We start from the raw sequence: 19,476 nt of genomic DNA, 5'->3' as shown, positions 1-19,476 counted from the left end.
TTCTGCTCTGCTCCACCGAGCACCCCTTAAGATATGTTCTAGTTTCTTATCGGTCAGGGTAAGGTACGCCGATAAGAAACGTCAAAGGATCTAAGGAGTGCGGTGGGACGACGGCGCGGTGAAGCGCTCGAGGCGGCGATCCTCGACGCGGCCTGGGACGAGCTGACCGAACGCGGCTACGCGAACCTGACCGTCGATTCCGTCGCCCTGCGGGCGGGCACCAGCAAGCCGGTGCTCTACCGGCGCTGGGCGGACAAGCGGCAGTTGGTCGAGGCGGCGGTGGTGCGCCGCAATGCGATTGCGCCGATCACGCCCGCCGATACCGGTTCGCTGCGCGGCGACCTGATCGCCACCCTCACCGAGCTGAGCGAGAAACGCGGCCCCTTTCTCACCCAACTCGGCCTGCTCCTCACCGGCTACCTCGCCGAAACCGAAACGGGCTTCGCCGAACTGCGCGAGCTGTTCCTCGCCGGTCGCCGCTCGGGCCGCGACGAGATCATGGCGCGCGCCATCGAACGCGGCGAGCTGGATCCCGCCAAACTCACCCCCCGCATCGCCGCCCTCCCCTTCGACCTGCTCCGCGCCGAGGCCATGATGACCCAGCGCCCGGTCGCCCCCGAGGTGATCGAGGAGATCGTCGACACCGTCTTCCTCCCGCTGGTCCGCTGATCCGCTCGCTTCGAGTAGTGGCCGGACGCGAGGTGCGCAAATGCGGGTGGTGCACTACCTGCTGGATCGGCTCGGCGCCCGCACATCATGGGTAGGCCGGACCGCGAGGTGATCTCGCATCCGTCCACCGTCTTCGAAAGGGACAGTTATGATTTCGCGTTCCTCATCCCGTCTCGCCGCCCTGGCGGCCGCCGCCGTGCTCACCGGCGCCGCGGGTGTGGCGGTCTTCTCGCCGGTCACGGCCTCGGCGCAGGGCTACGACTGCCCGGGGGGATTGTTCTGTGGCTATGACGGGGCCGATGGGGACAACATGTTCGTGCAGATCAATGCCAATTGCCTGTTGCACGATATCGGCAATGCGGGCAAGGGCGATCGGTTGACCTCGTACTGGAACCGCACCGGAGCCACGGTCGGCATCTACAACTGGACGGGCGGGCGGTGGGATCTGCTCGCTTCCGTGCCCGACAACGGCAGGGGAAACCTGTCCTACACCGTGGACGATACGGCCGACGCGGTGAAGGTGTGCGACTGATCGGATCGCCTAGACTGGCGGGGTGCCGGGATCGTGGCCGTTCGCTGGTCGAGACGCTGAGTACCGCAGAGCCGGAGCGGCTTTGACCCGAGGCGGAGTGGTGCTCGCCGGTGCGGCCGGTATCGGTAAGACGCGCCTGGCGCGGGAACTGGTGGCCGATGCGCGCGTTCGGCGCTACCGCGTGCACTGGGTTTCGGCATCGATTGCGGTGCAAGACATTCCATTGGGGGCCTTCGCCGATGTCATCGGCGCCAGCGTGCTTCCGGAGGCCCGGGTGGTCCGGGAGCTGATCGACGCCCTGAGCCGCGGGTCCGAACCGGGGCGCACGATCGTCGTCGTGGACGATGCGCACTGGCTGGATCCGGTGTCGGCCTTCGTCGTTCAGCTGCTCGTCACGCGGGGGCTGGCATCGGTGGTGGTGACGGTTCGGACCGGCGAACCGGTGCCCGCGCCGGTGACCGCACTGTGGACCGACCTCGGCCTGCCGCGGGTGAGCATCGATCCGCTGCCGGAAGGCGCGACCGGTGAGCTGCTCCGGGCCGCGCTCGGCGATCGGGTCGATCCGCGCACGGTGCGCAGTCTGTGGAATCTGACGCGCGGCAATGTGCTGTATCTGCGACAGGTGCTCGAGGACCACCGCGAGCGCGGCGACGGGCTGGTTCGCGTCGACGGCAGCTGGCGCTGGCTCGGCAGTCCGGTGATCTCCGACAGCCTCGCCGAGCTGCTGGGCCAGCGCATGGACCGGCTCCCGGAGGCGGTCGGTCGGGTGGTCGACGTGCTGGCATTGGGCGGCACTCTGCCCGTCGCGGTGCTCGCGGCGGTGAGCGACGGCGCGGCCGTCGAAGCCGCCGAGCACAGCGGTCTGGTGAGCGTGACCGCCGACTACGCCATGGAACTCGCGCACCCATTGTTCGGTGAAGTGCGCCGCGCGCGAATGGGTTCGGTGCGCGCCCGGCGGCTGCGCGGTGCGCTCGCGCTCGCCCTGCGGGAATCGGCGGCCGGACAGACCCCGGACGGGATCCTGCGCCGCGCCGTTCTGCACCTGGACTCCGATCTGGATCCGGATCGTGAAATCTACGAGCGCGCCGGGCTGTACGCCTCACAGCGCTTCGACTACCTCCTGGCCGAGAGACTGCTGGCCGCCGCGATCACCGCGGGCGCCGGACCCGAGATCCGGGTGCTGCACGCCTATCACCTGTCCATTACCGATCGCGGCGCGGAGTGCGAAACCGCATTGGCGCGATTGTCGGAACAACCGATGAGCGATGCCCTGTTCACCATGCTGTCGGAGATCCGAATCCAGAACTTCGCCGGTGATCTGCATCGGCCCGATGCCGCCCGGGACCTCGTCGACGTCCTCGATCGCCGCGTCACCGATCCCGCGCAGCGCGCCACCGTGGTCATCTGGCGGGGGCTGCTGGGACTCGCGGCCGGGGACACCCGCGCCTGCCTGGCCGCAGCGCGTTCGGTGCTGGCCACCCCCGATGTTTCCGCGGTCTCCTATATGTTCGCCTGCTGGGCGGTCGTGGTGTGCAACGGGCTGTTGGGCAGGCTCGAGGAGGTCGAGGAGGTCGCCGACGAAGGAGCCCGCCGTGCGCTCGCCTCGGCCGCGACCGCCTCGATGTACTTCCCGGTCAGCATGTTTCGACTGACCGGATTGCGGTGGGCGGGACTGTGTGAAGACATGGGCCGCATCGCCGAGGCGGTGACCCTCGAATCCATGGACCTGCTGCACGTGGAAACGGTGGTCGCGACCATCCGGGCCTATACCGCCGCGGCGCGCGGCGATACCGCATCGGCCGTCGAGCTCTACGAATTCGCGCACGCCCACATGCCCGCCGGGCTCGCGCGCATAGGCTGGGGCTCGTGGTCGATCCCCGACCTGGCCCAGCAGTACGCCCAACTGGGCAATCCCGAACGCGCCGAACAGGTGATGCGCCAATGGGAATCGGTCTGGAACCCCATGCTCGGTTTCGTCGAGACCGACCGCATCCTCGCCGTCGCGTGGATCCACGCGGCCCGGGGCCTGATCAGCCGTGCCCTCGCGACCGCCCGGGAAGCCGCCGCCGCGGCCACCCGCATGCAACAACCCGCATTGGAGGTCGTCGCACTGCACGCGCTGGTCCGCTTCGGCGATTCATCGGTAGCCCCGCGCCTGCTCGAACTCACCGCACTGGTCGACGGCCCCCGCGCTCCGGCCGCTGCCGCCCACGCCGCCGCCCTGGCCGACGACAACCCCGAAGCGCTACGCGCCGCCGCGGCGACCCTGGCCCGACTCGGAGACCGCCCCGCGGCCATGGACGCCTACGCCCACGCGTCGCTGTCCTTCGGCCGATCCGGCCTACGCGGTTCGTCCGCAACGACATTGGCAACCGCCCGCACCCTGGCCCAATCCTGCGGCGGTATCACCACTCCCGCCCTGCGCGCGGCCGGTCAGCCGATCTCCCTCACCGGCCGTGAACGCGAAATCGCCGTCCTCGCCGCACAAGGCCTGTCGAACCGGGCCATCGCGGCCCACCTGACGGTCTCCGTCCGCACCGTCGAGGGCCACCTCTACCGCCTCACCACCAAACTCGGCGGCATATCCCGATCCGACCTCGGACTGTTCGTCACCCCGACAGAACCCGAACCGCCTCGGTAATCGTGGGCCCACCGATGATTTTTCGCGCCGAGCCGGGTCTACATCATCGGGAGGTAGTGATATGACCCGAGTTTTGGCTGCGGCGGAACTGCGGCAGGTGTGTGTGGATGCCGGTGCGGACGATGTGGGGTTCGTGGCGTTGGAGACGCCGGGCCTGGAAGGGGAGGTCGATTATGTGCGGGAGGCGCTGCCGAGTACGCGGTCGCTGATCGCGGTGTGCGTGCGGCTGTCGCGGGAGAATTTCACCAGTCGCGCGGCCAGCATGGTCAACACCGAGATCGACACCGCGATACCCGTGCTCGACCGGATCGGACATCGGATCAGTATCGCCCCGCAGGACAGGGGGTTTCGGGCGCTGTACCCGTCGGTGACGTTTCCGGTGGAGGCGCATCGGCTGCCCAGCCGCGGCTGGACGGTTTCGCACAAGCCGGTGGCTGTGGCGGCGGGGCTGGGGCATCTGGGCATCCACCGCTGTGTGATCCACCCGAAGTTCGGCAGCTTCATCGGGCTCGGCACGGTGCTGACCGAAGCCGAGATCTCACCGTATTCGGTGCCGCTGGACTGGAATCCATGTCTGGGCTGCTATCTGTGCGTGGCCGCGTGCCCGGTCGGGGCCATTCACAATGACGGCAGCTTCGACTTCAACAGCTGCTACACCCACACCTACAACCAGTTCGTCAACAACTTCGCCGACTGGGCCGAGACCATGGCCGACAGCGCCGACGCGGCCGATTACGGGGAGCGAATGACGCCGGGGGAGACCACCTCCCAGTCGCGGCGGCAATATCGATCCGGCTACTGCGTCGCGGTCTGTCCCGCCGGAGAAGACGTGATCGGGCCCTATCTGGCCGACCGCAAGGAACATTTGCAGCGGGTACTGCGCCCATTGCAGCGCAAACCCGAGAACGTGTACGTCAGCCCCGGCTCCAATGCGGAAACCCATGTGCGCAAGCGATATCGGACGAAGACGGTGCGCTACGTCGATACCGGGATCATGCCGCCCGACGGCATCGACGCGGCCCCGGAGCCGACATGAACGACGATGAGCGGCTGTGGAATCGGCTGCACGTACCGGTCCGGCGGGGGACACGCGAGCGGGAACATCCGACGGTGGCCGCCGTACGCGCCCGGGCCGAGACCGAGAACGTCGGCGAGGCAGCCGAACTCGATGCCGACTGGCTGCGCGAGCTGTGCCTGGGTGCGGGCCTGGACGACGTCGGATTCGTCGCGTTGGAGACGCCCGGCCTGGAGGGCGAACGTGATTATGTGCTCGAGGCGCTACCGGGCACCCGCGCCTTGATCGGCTTCTGCCTGCGCACCAGCCGCGACAATCTGCGGAGCCGGTCCGTCAGCGCCGCGAATCGCGATGTCGCCACCACGCAGGAGTTGGCACACGAGGCGGCCCGGCACCTCTGCCTGGAACTCCAGCGGCACGGGGTGCGTGCGCTGTATCCCGCCAGCGGGTTCCCGGCGGAGATCCACCGGTACCCGAATCGCAGCTGGGTGGTGTCGCACAAGCTGGTGGCGGTGGCCGCCGGACTCGGCCAGATGGGGTTGCACCGCAATGTCATTCACCCGAAATTCGGGACCTTCATCGTGCTCGGCACCATCCTCGTCGACCGCCCGATTTCCCGGTATTCCCAGCCGGTCGCCGCGAACCCGTGCATCGACTGCGGACTGTGCGTCACCACCTGCCCGGTCGGGGCCATCCACGGGGACGGCGGCTTCGACTTCGATGCCTGCTACACCCACAACAATCATCACGAGTTGTCGAACTTCGCGGGCTGGGTCGAGGAGGTCGTGGACAGCAAGGACGCGGCCGACTACCGCCGCCGCGTCACCCCGAGCGAAACCCTCTCGGTCTGGCAGAGCCTCTCGTTCCAGCCCCAGTTCCGCGCGGGCTACTGCGTCGCTGTCTGTCCGGCGGGCGAGGACGTACTCGGCGCCTACCTCACCGATCCCGACGCCCACGCCCGCGATATCGTGCGACCGCTGGTCCGCAAACCCGAGTACGTCTACGTCGACGCCGACTCCCCGGCCGCATCCCATGTACGGAAACAATTCCCGCACAAAACGATTCGACACCCACGGCGAGTCGATGTGCCGGCACCCGAAATCGACCCTGCGCCGGAACACCATGACTAGCACCTACGACCTCCGCCGCGACCTGCCGATCTTCGAGATCTACTCGGGCGCCAACGGCGCCCGGCTCGAGATCCACCCGTGGTTCTTCGCCGACGGCCGCCAGTATCTGGGCGCCACGCGAATCCTGCCGCCCGGCACCGGCAAGGCTCCGGCCCATGTCCACCCCGGCATCACCCAGCATTCGTTCCTGCTCGACGGCCCCCGTGCCCGCTACCGTCGGGGCCTCCGTTCCGCCACCCTGACCGCCGACGTCCCGCTGACAATCCCGCCGGGAGCCGCCCACATCGACCCCTACAACGACACCGATCACCCGATCGTCGTGCGCACTCTCTACTCACCGGGCCCGGTCTGGATGCTCTCCTACGCCAAAACCCTCGGTCAAGCGATCCGCGACGGAAACGTCAACTCCCAGCAGGAACTTCACCTACCCCACCTGCTGATGATGCTGGGCCAGCCGGGCTCGGTCACCTTCGCGGCCGGACCACCCCGCACCCTCCAGCGCCGCCTTCTGCTCCCCATCGCCGCCCGTATCGCCCGCCGTCGCGGCTACGCACCGGCGGCGGGTCTGCGTGGTCACATCTTCGGCTGAGCGGTCGGTGACGGCGCGAACCGCGCCGCGGCGAACGGTGCGACCACCGTCCACCCCAAACGTTCGTAGAGCGCGCGACCGTCATCGGTGGCAACCAGCACGCCGGTGTCGGCGCCCGCCTCGAGCGCCGCCCGGCCGAGGGTTGCCATGACGAGTGTGCCGAGCCCTCTGCTCCGATGCATCGGTTCGGTGATGATCTGATCGAAGATCGCGAACGGCCCGACGCCCGCGACTTTCCCGCCCGCCGCCTTCACCCCCGATTCCCGCGTTGTCACGACGGCCTCGTGCCCGTGTTCGCTCGAATCGACTGCGACCGTGTAGCCGTCGTGCTGCCGTGCTGGGACGTCCCGCAAGGGCGTGGCCATGAGGAAGCCGTGGTCCTCGGCGATCCAACCGTCGGGAAGGCAGTCCGCGAGCTCGTCATCGGTCACCGGCGCCTTGATCCAGGTGTCCGCTTCGGTGACTCGGCGTGCACAGGCGGCGATCCGGCGCGGGTCGCCGCCATGGAGAACATACCGAGCGACATGCCCCGCCCGGTCGACCCGCACATAGGAACCACCGTCGACCTCGCGACCCCGGTCGGCCACGCCGCGAACGACAGACCACCCGAATACCCACTGCCGCACCAGCTCAGCGATCTCGGCCTCGGTGCACAGCTCCACTATGGGCGACATGTCCTTTGCCTATTGTTGTTTCACTACAGAACTGTTCGGCACTATAGGCAAGTCTGACCCTGGGTGCGGCCGATATCGAATTGCCTTTGCAGTGCAACGTAATTCGAGTCTCTGAAACCGTTACATGTCCGTGTCCAACCGACCGTCCCGAGGGGGCGTATGGCCCAGATGTGACATCACCAGGAATCGTCGGCGGCAACCAGGATCGAACAGCGAAACCGCCTCCCGGCGCGAAGCTGCGGAACACACCGTTCGTCGTCAAGGAAGCGGCCGCCAACTACGAGCGCGCGATCAAGGCCAATCTGATGCAGGTGACCGTGCGGGGGAGAAACGGGAAGCACGTTCTGCTGCCCGACAACTCCGACGTCGTGGAGTTCGTCAACTGCTCGTACCTCGGGCTCGATCTGCACCCGAAGGTGATCGAGGCCTCGAAGTCGGTCGACGAGCAGTGGGGAATGAATTTCTGCTGTGCGCGCTCCCGGTGCTCGATCGAGCCGCAGCGTCTGCTCGAAGAGGAACTGTCGGAGTTGTACCGGGGGCGGGTCATCACCTTTCCCTCGACGACGACCGCGCATATCTCGCTCATGCCGCTCCTCGCCAGCGGGGTGCTCATCGACGAGCACGAACCCCGCAAGACCTGCCTGATCTTCGACCAGTTCGCGCATTCGTCCATGCAGTACCTGAAACCGGTGCTGGCCGTGGAGGGCCGGGTCGAGACCATTCCGCACAATGACCTCGAAGCGCTCCGAGAGCAGGTGCTGCAGGCGAAGGCCCGGGACGAGGTGGCGGTCTATGTCGCCGACGGCATCTACTCGATGGGTGGCCTGTGCCCGGCCCGCGAACTCCTCGCCCTGGCCGAGGAACTCGACTTCTTCCTCTACATCGACGACGCGCACGGCATGACGGTCTTCGGTGAGCGCGGCGAAGGCGTCCTGCTCAGCGAGTTGACCGGTGATGTCCCGGACCGGGTGATCCTCACCTTCTCACTGTCCAAGGGTTTCGGCGCCTACGGCGGCGGGCTGTTGGTCGCCGGTGAATGGCGGGAGCGGCTGATCCGGTCCTACGGGCAGGTCTACTCGTTCTCCGCGGCGCAGACCTTCCAAGCCGTCTACTCCTGCCTGGCCGTCGTCGACCTGCACAAGGACGGCACCATCGCTGGGCTGCAACAGACCCTGCGGGAACGTGTCACGCTGTTCGACGAGCTCATGGGCTGGTCACTGCCGTTCAGCCCGATCCGCATGGTGATGATCGGCGATGAGCAGGACGCCATTTCGGCCGGAGAAGAGATGCTTCGACAGGGGTATTACGTCTCGGTCGTCTTCTTCCCGATCGTGCGCAGGCGATCCGCGCAGTTGCGTGTCTGCATTGCCGCGAACCACACTGAGGCCGATATCCGCGGTCTCGCGGCGGCGCTCAATCGCGTTCAGGCGACTTATGCCAAGCCTCAGGCGATTTCGAGCGGGCTGGCGTGAAGCGCACGGAATTGCATGTGGTCGTCGGAGTGGGGGTCGCCGGATGCCTCGCCGCGATCGCCCGCAGCCGTGCGGGCTATGCCGTCATCGTTCTCGAGCGGGAACGGGCGCGCTCGGCCGGAACGTACCCGGTGTGCACGCAGACCAGCAATATCGTCAGCGAAAACCACAGTGGCGCAGAGTATCCGTTCGACCCGCAGAGCGCCAGGGACTGCCTCGACGGCCGTATCGCGAACGACCGCTTCTTCCCGGAGCTGATCTACAGCGGCAAGACCTACAGCCGCATCATCGCCTCGCAGAGCATGATGAACGACGGGCACGACATCGTCGGCCAGTGCAGATCCAATATGGATGTCCTGCGCGCACACTACGCACAGCGCTGTCAGGAGGACCCGGCGAACGCGGTGTTCGGCGAGCCGTCCGCCATCTGCCGGGAGATCCCGGACGTCCCCGGAGTGCGCGACGTCGCGGCCGGATTCCTCACGCCGCAAAGGGGAATGAACCCCGTGCTGGTGTCCACCGTCCTGGACTGGGAACTGCGGCAGTGCGGTGTCGACTTTCGCGAAGGCAGCACCGTCACTGCCATCGACCGCCGTGCCGACGGCCGGTACCTCGTCGAATACACCGCGGCGGACGGTTCCGCGGAATCCGTGATCGCCGACCAGGTGAGCCTGTGCGTGGCGACCGCCGCCTTCGGGATGGCCAGGCGGCTGAACCCGACACTGACCTTCCCCCGGCTCTTCATGGCGCTGCGGGAGATCCTCTACGTGGATCTGCCCGACGGCACGGACAAGAACTTCACGTGCCTGAAGCTCGAGGATTCCTACGGTGGCATGCTCAGCCCGATCAACGAGCACTGCGCGATGATCTACCACCCGCCCGCCGCGCACATCATGAATATCGTGATGGACCCCGAAACCTGTGAATTCCCCGACGAGTACACGCATTACCTCACCGCGGGACACCCGGAAACGGAGAAGCGCGCCGAGTGGACCCTGACCAGGCTGCGTGACTTCTACCCGGAGCTCGCCCGGTCGGAAATCCTCGGCGCCTACCTGAAGGTCGCCATCAACACGGTTGCGGATTCGCGGGTACGTCGGAATATTGGCGTCTTCGGCGTGCAGCCCGGCGCCACGATGACCGTTCTTCCCAAATGGGCGATGTGCGTGGTGAATGCCAGGAACGAACTGCGCCTCGCCCTTGAGCACTCGGTCGCGAACGGGAACGTCGAGGCCGGGGAGGTCGACGAGCTGCTCGCCGCATCGGTCCGGAGCTGCTGGGAAACCCGTCCCGCCTGGGCGGATTCCGACGAGGCGTGCACGGCTCAGGCGACGAAGCACGCGATCAATATGAACGTTCCGGAGGTGCTGGCGCTGCGGTTCGCCGGACAGAATAGGGCTATCAGTGGGTAAAACGATTGTAATCACCGGCGCTGGAACGGGTATCGGCGCGGCGACCGCGCGCGAGCTGGCGCCGGGAAACCGAATGATTCTGCACTATCACACCTCCAAGGGCGACGCCGTCGCATTACGCGAAGAGTTGGAGCCATTGTGTGAGAGCGTGGATATCGTCGCCGCCGATCTCACCACCGATATCGGCTGTGAGAACCTCTGCGACGAAATCGCCGGGCGATTCCCGGCTCTCGACGTCCTGGTCAACAATGCCGGAGGGATGATCGAGCGGCAGTCGGTGAAGCAGCTTACGTGGTCGCACCTCGCCGACACCTTCGTGCTCAACGCCTTGTCCACCATGCGGCTCACCAGCTTGTGCACCGATGTGCTCGGGCGTGGCACGAATCCCTGTGTGGTGAACGTGACGTCGATCGCCATGCGGCACGGCGCCCCGACCGCGACCGCCTACGGCGCTGCGAAAGCGGCGGTCGATTCCTTTACCAGAGGAGCCGCGAAGGAGTTCGCGCCGAAGATCCGGGTCAATGCCGTCGCTCCCGGAATGATCGACACGCGATTCCACACCCGGGTCACGCCGGAGGCCACGATGCGCCAGTTCATCGAGAACACGCCGCTCGGCCGGATCGGCGACGTCACCGATATCGCCCGCACGATCAGGTTCCTGGCCGAGAGCGAATTCATCACCGGCGAAACGATCGACTGCAACGGCGGATTATCGATGCGCTGAAGATCGCGAAAGGGACACACTCGATGCATTCGAAAAGAATCGTCATCACCGTCGGCGCCGGTTTCATAGGCTCACACCTTTGCGAACGACTACTCGGCGAGGGCCACGAAATCCTGTGCCTCGACAACCTTTACACCGGTTCGCGCCAGAATATCGAGCATCTGCTCGAACACCCCCGATTCGAATTCGTACGGCACGACGTCTGCGCGCCATTCCATTTCGAGGCGGACCAGATTTTCCATCTCGCGTGTCCGGCTTCTCCGATCCACTACCAGCGCAACCCGGTTCGGACCATCACGACCTGCGTCATGGGCACCCTGCACGCGCTCGAGGCGGCGCGGGCGGCCGGGGCGCGATTGTTCATCGCGTCCACCTCGGAGGTCTACGGCGATCCCACCGTGCACCCGCAGTCGGAGGATTACTGGGGCCGCGTGAACCCCATCGGCATCCGTGCCTGCTACGACGAGGGAAAGCGTTGCGCGGAGGCGCTCGCATTCAACTTCTCACAGCAATACGACGTCCCGATCCGGGTCGCGCGCATTTTCAACACCTACGGACCGCGCATGGGCGAGCAGGACGGCAGGGTGATATCGAATTTCACCGTGCAGGCGCTGCGGGGTGAGCCGATGACCATCTACGGCGACGGCACCCAGACCCGCTCGTTCTGCTACATCGACGATCTCGTCGAGGGGGCGGTGCGGCTGATGAACGCCGAGCACGTCACGGGTCCGGTGAACCTCGGCAATCCCGTCGAGGTGACCATCGAGCAGATCGCCCGGGCGATTCGGGAGCTGACCGATTCGCGGTCCGAGTTCGCTTTCGCGCCTTTGCCGCAGGATGATCCGACGCAGCGGCTGCCCGATGTCGCCAAAGCACGCGGACTGTTCGGCTGGAACCCCGGCATCGGCCTCGTCGAGGGACTACGCCGAACCATCGCGGACTTCGCGCGACGCCTGGACCTCCCGGACGACACGAGCGCCGAGATCCCCGACTTACAATGGCAGGCCAGCTGATGACAGAGCCCGAGTCTCGCAGGCCCCGGTTTCTGGCGGACCGCCTGCACGGTCTGGCGCTGTCGGACATCCGGCGGATGAGCCGGGAAAGCGATCGCGTCGGGGCGATCAATCTCGGGCAGGGTATTTGCGATCTGCCGACGCCCCCCGAGGTCGCCGAGGCCGCGAAGGCGGCGATCGACGCGAACGACAGCACCTACACCTACCCCGAGGGAAACCGTGCGCTTCGCGACGCGATCGTTGGGAATCTGTTGCGTGACAACGGTATCGAAGCCGATCCCGGCACCGAGATCGTGGTGACGCTCGGCGCGACGGGCGCGTTCGCGACCGCCGTGAACGCACTGCTCGATCCGGGCGACGGCATCCTGCTGATGGAGCCGTACTACGGGTATCACCTCAACTGCTCGATCGTCGCGGGCCTCGAACCACAACTCCTCACACTCACGCCGCCGACGTTCACCTTGACCGAGGAGGCGCTCCGGGCCGCGCTGCGGCCCAATACCCGGGCGCTCGTCATATGCACGCCAGCGAACCCGAGCGGCAAGATGTTCGACCGCGCCGAACTCGAGGCGGTGGCGCGGGTGGCGCACGAGCGTGATCTGCTGATCATCAGCGACGAGATCTACGAGTACATCCACTTCGACGGCAGGCCGCACATCTCACCGGCGACCGTGGGCGGCCTCGCCCCACGCACGGTCAGTGTCATGGGCCTGTCGAAGACCTTCAGTATCACCGGATGGCGTATCGGTTACGCGGTGGCCGCCGAGCCGATGGCACAGGCGATCGCACTGGTCAACGACCTGTACTACATCTGCGCGCCGAACCCGCTGCAACACGGCGTGACAGCCGGTTTCGCGCTGCCCGAAAGCTATTTCGCCGCGCTCGCATCGGACTACCAGCGCAAGCGCGACAAGCTGTGCGACGCATTGAAAGCCGCCGGTACGGTGCCGATCATCCCGCAGGGGGCGTACTACGTGCTCGCCGACATATCGGCCTGGGGGTACACCACCGCGACCGAAGCCGCGATGGATCTCCTCGAACGGGGGAAGGTGGCGTCGGTGCCCGGCAGCGCCTTCTATCGCGGGACGACCGGCGAATCCCTCCTGCGCTTCTGCTTCGCCAAGGACGACGACACGCTGGCCGAAGGATGCGAGCGGATTCAGCGGTTCGAACCCCGGCCGCGAGGAACGATCCGATGAGGATCGCCGTGATCGGCTGCGGCTAGCTCGGCGCGACGCACGCGGCGTGCATGGCAGAGCTGGGGCACACGGTGCTCGGAGTCGACACCGATCTCGAGAAGATCGGCATGCTCGCACAAGGCAGACCCCCGTTCTTCGAACAGGGCCTCGACGACATCATGCGGCGCAATGTCGACTCCGGGCGGCTGCGGTTCACCGATTCCTTCGCCGCGGCAGGCGAATTCGGCGGCGTGCATTTCCTGACCGTCGGCACTCCGCAGCGTGCCGGTGACGGCGGTGCGGACCTCGGCCAGCTCAAGTCGGCCGTCCGGGCACTGGCGCCGCACCTGGCCGGGCCGTGCGTCGTGGTTGGCAAATCGACGGTGCCGGTCGGCACGGCCGAGGAGATCACCGCCAGCATCCGGCGTCTCGCACCGGCGGGGGACGGCGTGCGGGTGGCGTGGAGTCCGGAGTTCCTCCGGGAGAGCCACGCCGTTGCGGACACCCTGAGCCCGGACCGGCTCGTGTTCGGCTTCGCGCCCGGAGATCAACGTGCCAGCATCGCGCTGCGCGCCGTCTACGAGCCGCTGCTGGCGGCGGGCGTGCCGGTGGTGGAAACCGACCTGCCGACCGCGGAGTTGATCAAGACGGCGGCGAATTCGTTTCTGGCAACGAAGATCTCGTTCGTCAACGCGATGGCGGAAATGTGCGAAGCGGCCGGTGCCGACGTGCATCGACTGGCCGAGGCGCTGTCGTATGACACGCGCATCGGCGGGCAGTTCCTGCGTCCGGGGATCGGCTTCGGTGGCGGCTGTCTGCCAAAAGACATCCGCGCGTTCATTGTCAGGGCCGAGGAACTCGGGGCCGGTGCGGCTCTGGGCTTTCTGCGTGAGGTCGACGCCGTCAACGGCCGTCGCCGCTCGCGCATGGTCGAGCTTGCCCACCAGGCCTGCGGCGGTTCGGTCGATGGTCGGCGGATCGGCGTCTGGGGCGCGGCGTTCAAACCCGGCACCGACGACGTCCGAGATTCCCCCGCACTCGCCGTCGCGGCGGCACTGCACGAACATGGCGCGAATGTTGTGGTGTACGACCCACACCCGCAGGCGCGAGCCAATGCCTTCAAGGCGCACCCGCAACTCGACTACGTGGACAATATCGCCGATGCCGTGACCGGTACGCACGCCGTGCTGCACCTGACCGAGTGGGGCGAGATCGCCGCGCTCGATCCCGCGCGGCTCACCGCCCTCGCGCACACACCCCAGTTGTTGGACGGCCGCAGCGGTCTCGACGCCGTCCGGTGGCGAGCCGCCGGTTGGACCTACCGCGCGCTCGGCTGCCCCCATACCCAGACGGAAGGCAAATCATGAAATTCTCTCGGCGCCAGCTATTTCCGGTGGAGGCGGACCATGACCGGTGACGCGATCGACAGCTGGCTGCGACCGGTGCGCCCGGTCCTCGATCCCGCCGACGAGGTCGACTGGGATCGATTGTCCGCCATGGAGATCAAGCTGGACGAAGTGCTCGCCCCCTACCCGGTCGACCTCCCGGACGGGCCCGAGCGGTCACGCCGCCTCCGAGCTGTCCGGTTCGTCATGGTCGAGGACGGCTTCCTCGATACCATGGCCCATCCGCTGAACGGGCTACTGGCGCAGTTCGTCTGCGGCTACCGGGACATCGACCTCAGAGACGCGGTGACCGTCGGGCACGGCAGTCTGATCGCCCGGTACGGACGCCCCGCGCTGCGCGAGCGCTGGGGAGCCCGCGTCGCGGCGGGCGAACTCGTCGGCGTCGCCACCACCGAACCGCACGGCGGTTCCCGCGCCGTCGAGGCCCGCACCCGCGCCACGACCGGCCCGGACGGGATCTGGCTGGTCAGCGGTCGCAAGACCTGGATCAGCCGACTCACCGAGGCCGCGGTGTTCATCGTGTTCTTCCAGAACCCGGAGGGCAGGCTGGCCGCCGCGGCCATCGATGCCGCCGAACCGGGTCTGGGCCGGGAGCCGGTGATGCCCGCGGGCATGGCCGGATGGACGTGGGGAGTGCTCGACCTCGACGCCGTACCCGTGCACCCCGAACGCGACGTGCTGGTCGGCGACGGAATGTCCTTGTTGCGCAAGCACTTCACCAACTACCGGCCGCTGGTGACCGCCACCGCGCTCGGCGCGGCCGCGGCCGTCTTCGACAGCGTCAACAACCATCTCGGGTACCGGGTCGCCAGCGGGGAACTTCCGCGATTGCGTGACTCGGCGCTGGTCACTCTCGGCCGCGCACACGCTCAGCTGACCACCGCCCTGCTCGGCACCGCCATGGCCGCACGGGTCGCGCACACCGAGCCCGAGCGGGCCGAGCAATTGGGCTGGGAGATGAAGGCCCATGGCATCGACACCGCGCACCAAGCCGCGACCGAGCTCGCGCAACTGCTCGGGGCGGCCGGATACCGGGCCGACTCACCGATCGCCAAGGCCCGCCGTGACCTCGGAGCGCTGCTGATCGCGGACGGGATCCACGACACCCTGTATCGCAGCGCCGGTAAACACCACACCACCCGCACACCGACGGTTGCCGAACCCCGGCGGCAGCTGTTGTCCAGGTAGGAGATCGAAGCATCATGCATCAATTCCTCAATATCAAGAAGTCCGTGGGTATCTGCTCCGACTTCTGGGAAGTCACCCAGCAGGCGGGGTTGTTCGCCATCCCGGTCGAAGGACTCGGCAATGGCCGACACCGTGCGCTCGCCGACGGCCACGAGTTCGTCAATATGTCGTCCTACTCCTATTTGGGACTCGATACGCATCCGGCGCTGGTCCGGGCGGCGGCCGAGGCCGTGCTGGCCGACGGTGCGCTCAACACCTCGTCCTCCCGCATGCGAATGCGGTTCGGCAGGCTCCGGGACGCCGAGGCCGCGCTGTCGGAACTGTTCGAGGTCGAGGCGATCACCCTCAATTCCTGTGCCGCAGCGGCGTGGACGCGCCTGCCGCTGATCGCGTCGGGGCTTTTCACCGACGACATCGCGCCGCTGATGGTGTTCGACAAGAACGCGCACTTCTGCATGAACGCCATGAAGCCGAATGTGGCGGACGAGGCCGAGATTCGCACGATCGCGCACAATGACGTCGACGCCCTCGAGGATCTTTGCAAGCGGCATCGCCAGGTGGCGTACGTGACCGATGGTGTGTACAGCACCGGCGGCCGCGCCCCGATCACGGAACTGATTCGCCTGCAGGACAAGTACGGTCTGTTCCTACTCCTCGACGAGGCGCACAGCATCTCCACGGTCGGGCGCCACGGCCGCGGCGTCGTCCTGGAGGAGATGGGGGAGATCAACGACCGCACCGTCATCATCACCTCGCTGAACAAGGGGTTCGGCGCGTCCGGCGGCGCGATCTTCCTCGGCCCGCGCGGTGCGCGGGGGCGGGTGGACACGGCGCTGCGCAGTGCCGCCCCGCTCATGTGGTCGCAGCGGATCAACACCGCCGGTCTCGGGGCCGTGCTCGCGTCGGCCGAACTGCACCGGACCGCCGAGCTGACCGAGCTACAGAATCGGTTGCAGGCCAATATCGATCTGTTCGACAGCCTGATCGAAACCGCCGAACGTGGTGACGGCCTGCCGATCCGGTTCGTACGGGTCGGTTCCGAAGAGGCGACCGTGCCGCTGGCGCAGGAACTGCTGCGCGCCGGGTTCTTCGCCCCGCCGATCTTCTTCCCGATCATTGCCCGCGGGAAGGCGGGTCTGCGAGTGATGTTGCGCGCCAACATGTCTGCTACCGAGATCGAGGAGTTCTGCGGCCTGATCAACACATTGAGTCGGCGCGGTCCGGTCGCGGCGGGAGTGGGGAAATGAAACCGACACTGCTGCTCGTCGGCGGCGCCCGGGAGCTACGGTTCAGCGTGGATCAGGCCGAGGCCGCACTGGCGCAGGCCGCCGCCCGCGGAATCCGCACGCTGGTCACCTCACCGGTCCTCGCGGCCACGCCCTCGATCGTGGCTGCGGCCGATGAGACCGCGGCCATGGGATTCACCGATCCGGAGGCGACCGCGCACTGGGCGCGCCGCCGGGTCGCGGCGGGCGAGCCCATTACAGCGGTGCTCGCCCTGTTGGAGATGGCTCAGGTCACGGCGGCCGACACCGCGGCGGCGATCGGTGTGCCGGGCAATCCGCCCGAGGCCATCCGCCGGATCCGCACCAAGGACGCCTGCCGAGCGGCCCTGGCTGCGGCCGGATTCGCCCAGCCCGCAGTCCGACTGTGTGCGAGCGCGGCCGATGCGGCGGAGTTTCTGCGGGAACATCCGGGGCCGTGCATCGTCAAACCACGCGATGACATGGGCAGCACGGGGGTCAGCTGGATCTCCTCGGCGGCCGACCTGCCCGCGGCGATGGCGCTGCTGCCCGGCCCGGGGGCCTTCCTGGTCGAGGAGTTCGTGTCCGGGCCGGAGTTCAGTGTCGAAGGGATCTTCCAGGGCGGGCGACCCGTGGTCTTGGCCATCACCGCGAAAGAGACTGTGCCGCCGCCATATTTCGTCGAGATCGCGCACACGATGCCCGCGGACCTGCCCGAAACCCGGTACCGGGAGATTCGCGAAACGGTGTCCGCGGCACTGCTCACCGTAGGGCTGCGCGTCGGGGCCTTCCATGTCGAAGTCTGGTTGACCCCAAGCGGAGTCGTGCTCGGCGAAGTGCACGCCCGCTTCGGCGGCGACCGGATCCACACCATGCTCGAATACACCATCCCCGGTATAGAACTTTTCGGGCTGATCATCGACGACATGCTCGGCAGGCCGCCCGCATCCGGCCCGCTCGAGCCCACCCGCGGTGCGGCGGTGCGCTACCTGACCCCGCCGCCGGGCACGGTCGTCGCGATCGAAGGCTGGGAGGAGATCCGCGCCCACCCCGCGGTGCTGCACGCGGAACTCATGATCGAGCCCGGCGCCGCGATCCGCCCACTGCGGAATTCCCTCGACCGGGTCGCGATGATCGTCTTCGGTGCGGAGACCTCGGCGCGGGCGCGGGAACTCGCCGCGGAACTGGCCGCATCCGTTCGATTCGTGACCGTGGCCGACAGCGCGCGGACCACAGGTGCGCCAGCCGGATGAGCCACACCGCCAGCCTTTCTCGATGGACCACACGGATACTTCCGAACGGCGGCCGACCCGCCCGGCTCCTGGCGACCGCCACCTTGGTCAGCACCATCGGCTACGGCGTCTACCTCACCGCCGGGGTCCTGTACTTCACCCGGGTGGTGCACCTGCCCGTGGCTCAGGTGGGTATCGGTCTGACCGTGGCGGGCGCCGTATCGCTGGCGGCCGGAATACCGTTCGGCCACCTGGCCGACCGGCGCGGCGCGCGGTCGGTCTACGCGCTGACGCTAGGCCTGGGCGCGCTGGCGATGGCGGGCCTGTGCCTCGTGCGCGACTTTAGGATGTTCGTGCTGTTCGCGAGTCTCGTCACGGTCGCGCAATCGGCGAGACAGGCCGCGCGCGGTCCGCTCGTACAGGAGTACGGCGGAGAGCGACCCGCCGAGTTCCGCGGCTACCTGCGCTCGGTCACCAACCTCGGCATCTCCGTGGGCGCGGTCCTCGCGGGCTGGGGAATCACCGTCGACACCCGCTCCGCATACACGCTGCTGATCGCGGGCAGCGGTGTGGCATACGCGGTTTCGGCGCTGCTCATAGGCTTCCTGCCCTACCTCGCGCCCACACTCTCGGTGACCGGGCGGCGATGGGTCGCATTGCGGGACCGCCCCTACCTCGCGCTGACCCTGCTGGACGGCGTGATGGCGATCCAGTACACCGTACTGATCACGGCCGTGCCACTGTGGCTGGTGGACCGAATCCTGGCGCCGCACTGGTCGGTATCGATGGTGATGCTGATCAACACCGTCGTCGTCGTAGCCTTCCAAGTCCGGTTCAGCCGTGGCATCACCACCCTCGCCGCGGGCGGCCGCGCATTTCGCCGCGCGGGCTTCGCCTTCCTGGCCGCCGCTGTTTTGCTCTCACTCCTGGCTGGTGTCCCCGTGTGGGTCGCCCTGGCATTGCTGCCGATTGCGGTCATCATCCACACGATCGGCGAACTCTGGCAGGCCGCAGGCGGTTTCGAACTGTCCTTCGCCTTGGCCCCGCGCCATGCCGTCGGCCAATACCAGGGCATGTTCGGTATCGGCCTCGGCCTCGGAATCACCCTCGGCTCCGCCCTACTCATCACCTTGTGCATCCAATGGGGAATACCCGGATGGTGGCTCGTCGGTGTGCTTTTCCTCCTGACCGGTCTGGCCGTACCGCCGATCGTCCGCTGGGCTGAGAACAACCGCCCACACCAGCGAGTCGGTACCGCCCATGCCGAACCCAGCGAGTCGTAGGCGCCGCATCGCCTGTACCACAAAGGAATTCGTGATTCGTTGTGTCTGGAGGGGGAGGCGATCATAACGCCCTA

The 19,476-nt window shown here is 67.2% G+C and carries 16 protein-coding genes and 1 pseudogene; 16 read left to right on the top strand and 1 reads right to left on the bottom strand.

The window, feature by feature from the left end; translation table 11 throughout:
- Window positions 1–102 precede the first annotated feature (102 nt).
- The 6 genes from NC4_RS15170 (at window position 103) to NC4_RS15145 (ending at window position 6,576) form a co-directional block, all read left to right on the top strand.
- The gene (locus NC4_RS15170; RefSeq protein ID WP_067537944.1) at window positions 103–669 is read left to right on the top strand and encodes a TetR/AcrR family transcriptional regulator; all 567 of its coding nucleotides are present in this window, start codon (window positions 103–105) and stop codon (window positions 667–669) included.
- Between the two features lie 148 nt (window positions 670–817).
- Window positions 818–1,201, top strand: a complete 384-nt coding sequence (locus NC4_RS15165; protein WP_067537941.1) for a peptidase inhibitor family I36 protein — start codon at window positions 818–820, stop codon at window positions 1,199–1,201.
- Window positions 1,202–1,223: 22 nt separating this feature from the next.
- Entirely contained in the window at window positions 1,224–3,842 is a 2,619-nt protein-coding gene (locus NC4_RS15160) for a LuxR C-terminal-related transcriptional regulator (RefSeq protein WP_369690746.1), read from the top strand.
- Between the two features lie 61 nt (window positions 3,843–3,903).
- Window positions 3,904–4,878: a 4Fe-4S binding protein gene (locus NC4_RS15155; RefSeq protein ID WP_067537936.1), complete on the top strand. Its 975-nt coding sequence runs from the start codon at window positions 3,904–3,906 to the stop codon at window positions 4,876–4,878.
- Entirely contained in the window at window positions 4,875–5,987 is a 1,113-nt protein-coding gene (locus tag NC4_RS15150) for a 4Fe-4S binding protein (protein WP_067537933.1), read from the top strand. Before NC4_RS15155 ends, NC4_RS15150 begins: the two co-directional genes overlap by 4 nt.
- The gene (locus NC4_RS15145) at window positions 5,980–6,576 is read left to right on the top strand and encodes a hypothetical protein (protein ID WP_067537931.1); all 597 of its coding nucleotides are present in this window, start codon (window positions 5,980–5,982) and stop codon (window positions 6,574–6,576) included. The genes NC4_RS15150 and NC4_RS15145 overlap by 8 nt, the downstream gene beginning before the upstream one ends.
- On the opposite strand, the gene NC4_RS15140 is transcribed toward NC4_RS15145, so the two are convergent.
- A complete protein-coding gene (locus NC4_RS15140; protein WP_067537928.1) occupies window positions 6,561–7,250 on the bottom strand; it encodes a GNAT family N-acetyltransferase in 690 nt (229 codons plus the stop codon). The two genes, NC4_RS15145 and NC4_RS15140, sit on opposite strands and share 16 nt — an antisense overlap.
- A 170-nt stretch (window positions 7,251–7,420) precedes the next feature.
- Between NC4_RS15140 and NC4_RS15135 the strand changes: the two genes are divergently transcribed.
- From NC4_RS15135 to NC4_RS15090, 10 genes and pseudogenes are all read left to right on the top strand, one after another.
- Window positions 7,421–8,722 carry an aminotransferase class I/II-fold pyridoxal phosphate-dependent enzyme gene (locus NC4_RS15135; RefSeq protein ID WP_169814807.1) on the top strand — a complete coding sequence of 434 codons (1,302 nt, stop codon included), beginning with the start codon at window positions 7,421–7,423 and terminating at the stop codon, window positions 8,720–8,722.
- On the top strand, window positions 8,719–10,134 hold the full coding sequence (locus tag NC4_RS15130) for an FAD-dependent oxidoreductase (RefSeq protein WP_067537925.1): 1,416 nt from the start codon (window positions 8,719–8,721) through the stop codon (window positions 10,132–10,134). Before NC4_RS15135 ends, NC4_RS15130 begins: the two co-directional genes overlap by 4 nt.
- Window positions 10,127–10,858 carry an SDR family NAD(P)-dependent oxidoreductase gene (locus NC4_RS15125; RefSeq protein ID WP_169814806.1) on the top strand — a complete coding sequence of 244 codons (732 nt, stop codon included), beginning with the start codon at window positions 10,127–10,129 and terminating at the stop codon, window positions 10,856–10,858. Before NC4_RS15130 ends, NC4_RS15125 begins: the two co-directional genes overlap by 8 nt.
- A gap of 23 nt (window positions 10,859–10,881) precedes the next feature.
- Window positions 10,882–11,871 (top strand): UDP-glucuronic acid decarboxylase family protein, encoded by a 990-nt coding sequence (locus NC4_RS15120; RefSeq protein ID WP_067537920.1) that lies wholly within the window; start codon window positions 10,882–10,884, stop codon window positions 11,869–11,871.
- A complete protein-coding gene (locus tag NC4_RS15115; RefSeq protein ID WP_067538115.1) occupies window positions 11,871–13,070 on the top strand; it encodes a pyridoxal phosphate-dependent aminotransferase in 1,200 nt (399 codons plus the stop codon). The genes NC4_RS15120 and NC4_RS15115 overlap by 1 nt, the downstream gene beginning before the upstream one ends.
- A pseudogene (locus tag NC4_RS15110) lies at window positions 13,067–14,416 on the top strand (UDP-glucose dehydrogenase family protein). Before NC4_RS15115 ends, NC4_RS15110 begins: the two are co-directional and overlap by 4 nt.
- Window positions 14,417–14,455: 39 nt before the next feature.
- Window positions 14,456–15,643: an acyl-CoA dehydrogenase family protein gene (locus tag NC4_RS15105; protein ID WP_067537917.1), complete on the top strand. Its 1,188-nt coding sequence runs from the start codon at window positions 14,456–14,458 to the stop codon at window positions 15,641–15,643.
- Window positions 15,644–15,657: 14 nt separating this feature from the next.
- On the top strand, window positions 15,658–16,890 hold the full coding sequence (locus tag NC4_RS15100) for an 8-amino-7-oxononanoate synthase family protein (protein WP_067537916.1): 1,233 nt from the start codon (window positions 15,658–15,660) through the stop codon (window positions 16,888–16,890).
- Window positions 16,887–18,140: an ATP-grasp domain-containing protein gene (locus tag NC4_RS15095; RefSeq protein WP_067537913.1), complete on the top strand. Its 1,254-nt coding sequence runs from the start codon at window positions 16,887–16,889 to the stop codon at window positions 18,138–18,140. The genes NC4_RS15100 and NC4_RS15095 overlap by 4 nt, the downstream gene beginning before the upstream one ends.
- On the top strand, window positions 18,137–19,402 hold the full coding sequence (locus tag NC4_RS15090; protein WP_067537910.1) for an MFS transporter: 1,266 nt from the start codon (window positions 18,137–18,139) through the stop codon (window positions 19,400–19,402). The genes NC4_RS15095 and NC4_RS15090 overlap by 4 nt, the downstream gene beginning before the upstream one ends.
- Window positions 19,403–19,476: the final 74 nt, after the last annotated feature.

The organism is Nocardia crassostreae (assembly GCF_001613405.1).
GTDB lineage: Bacteria > Actinomycetota > Actinomycetes > Mycobacteriales > Mycobacteriaceae > Nocardia > Nocardia crassostreae.
This window is presented reverse-complemented; position numbering and strand designations above follow the sequence as displayed.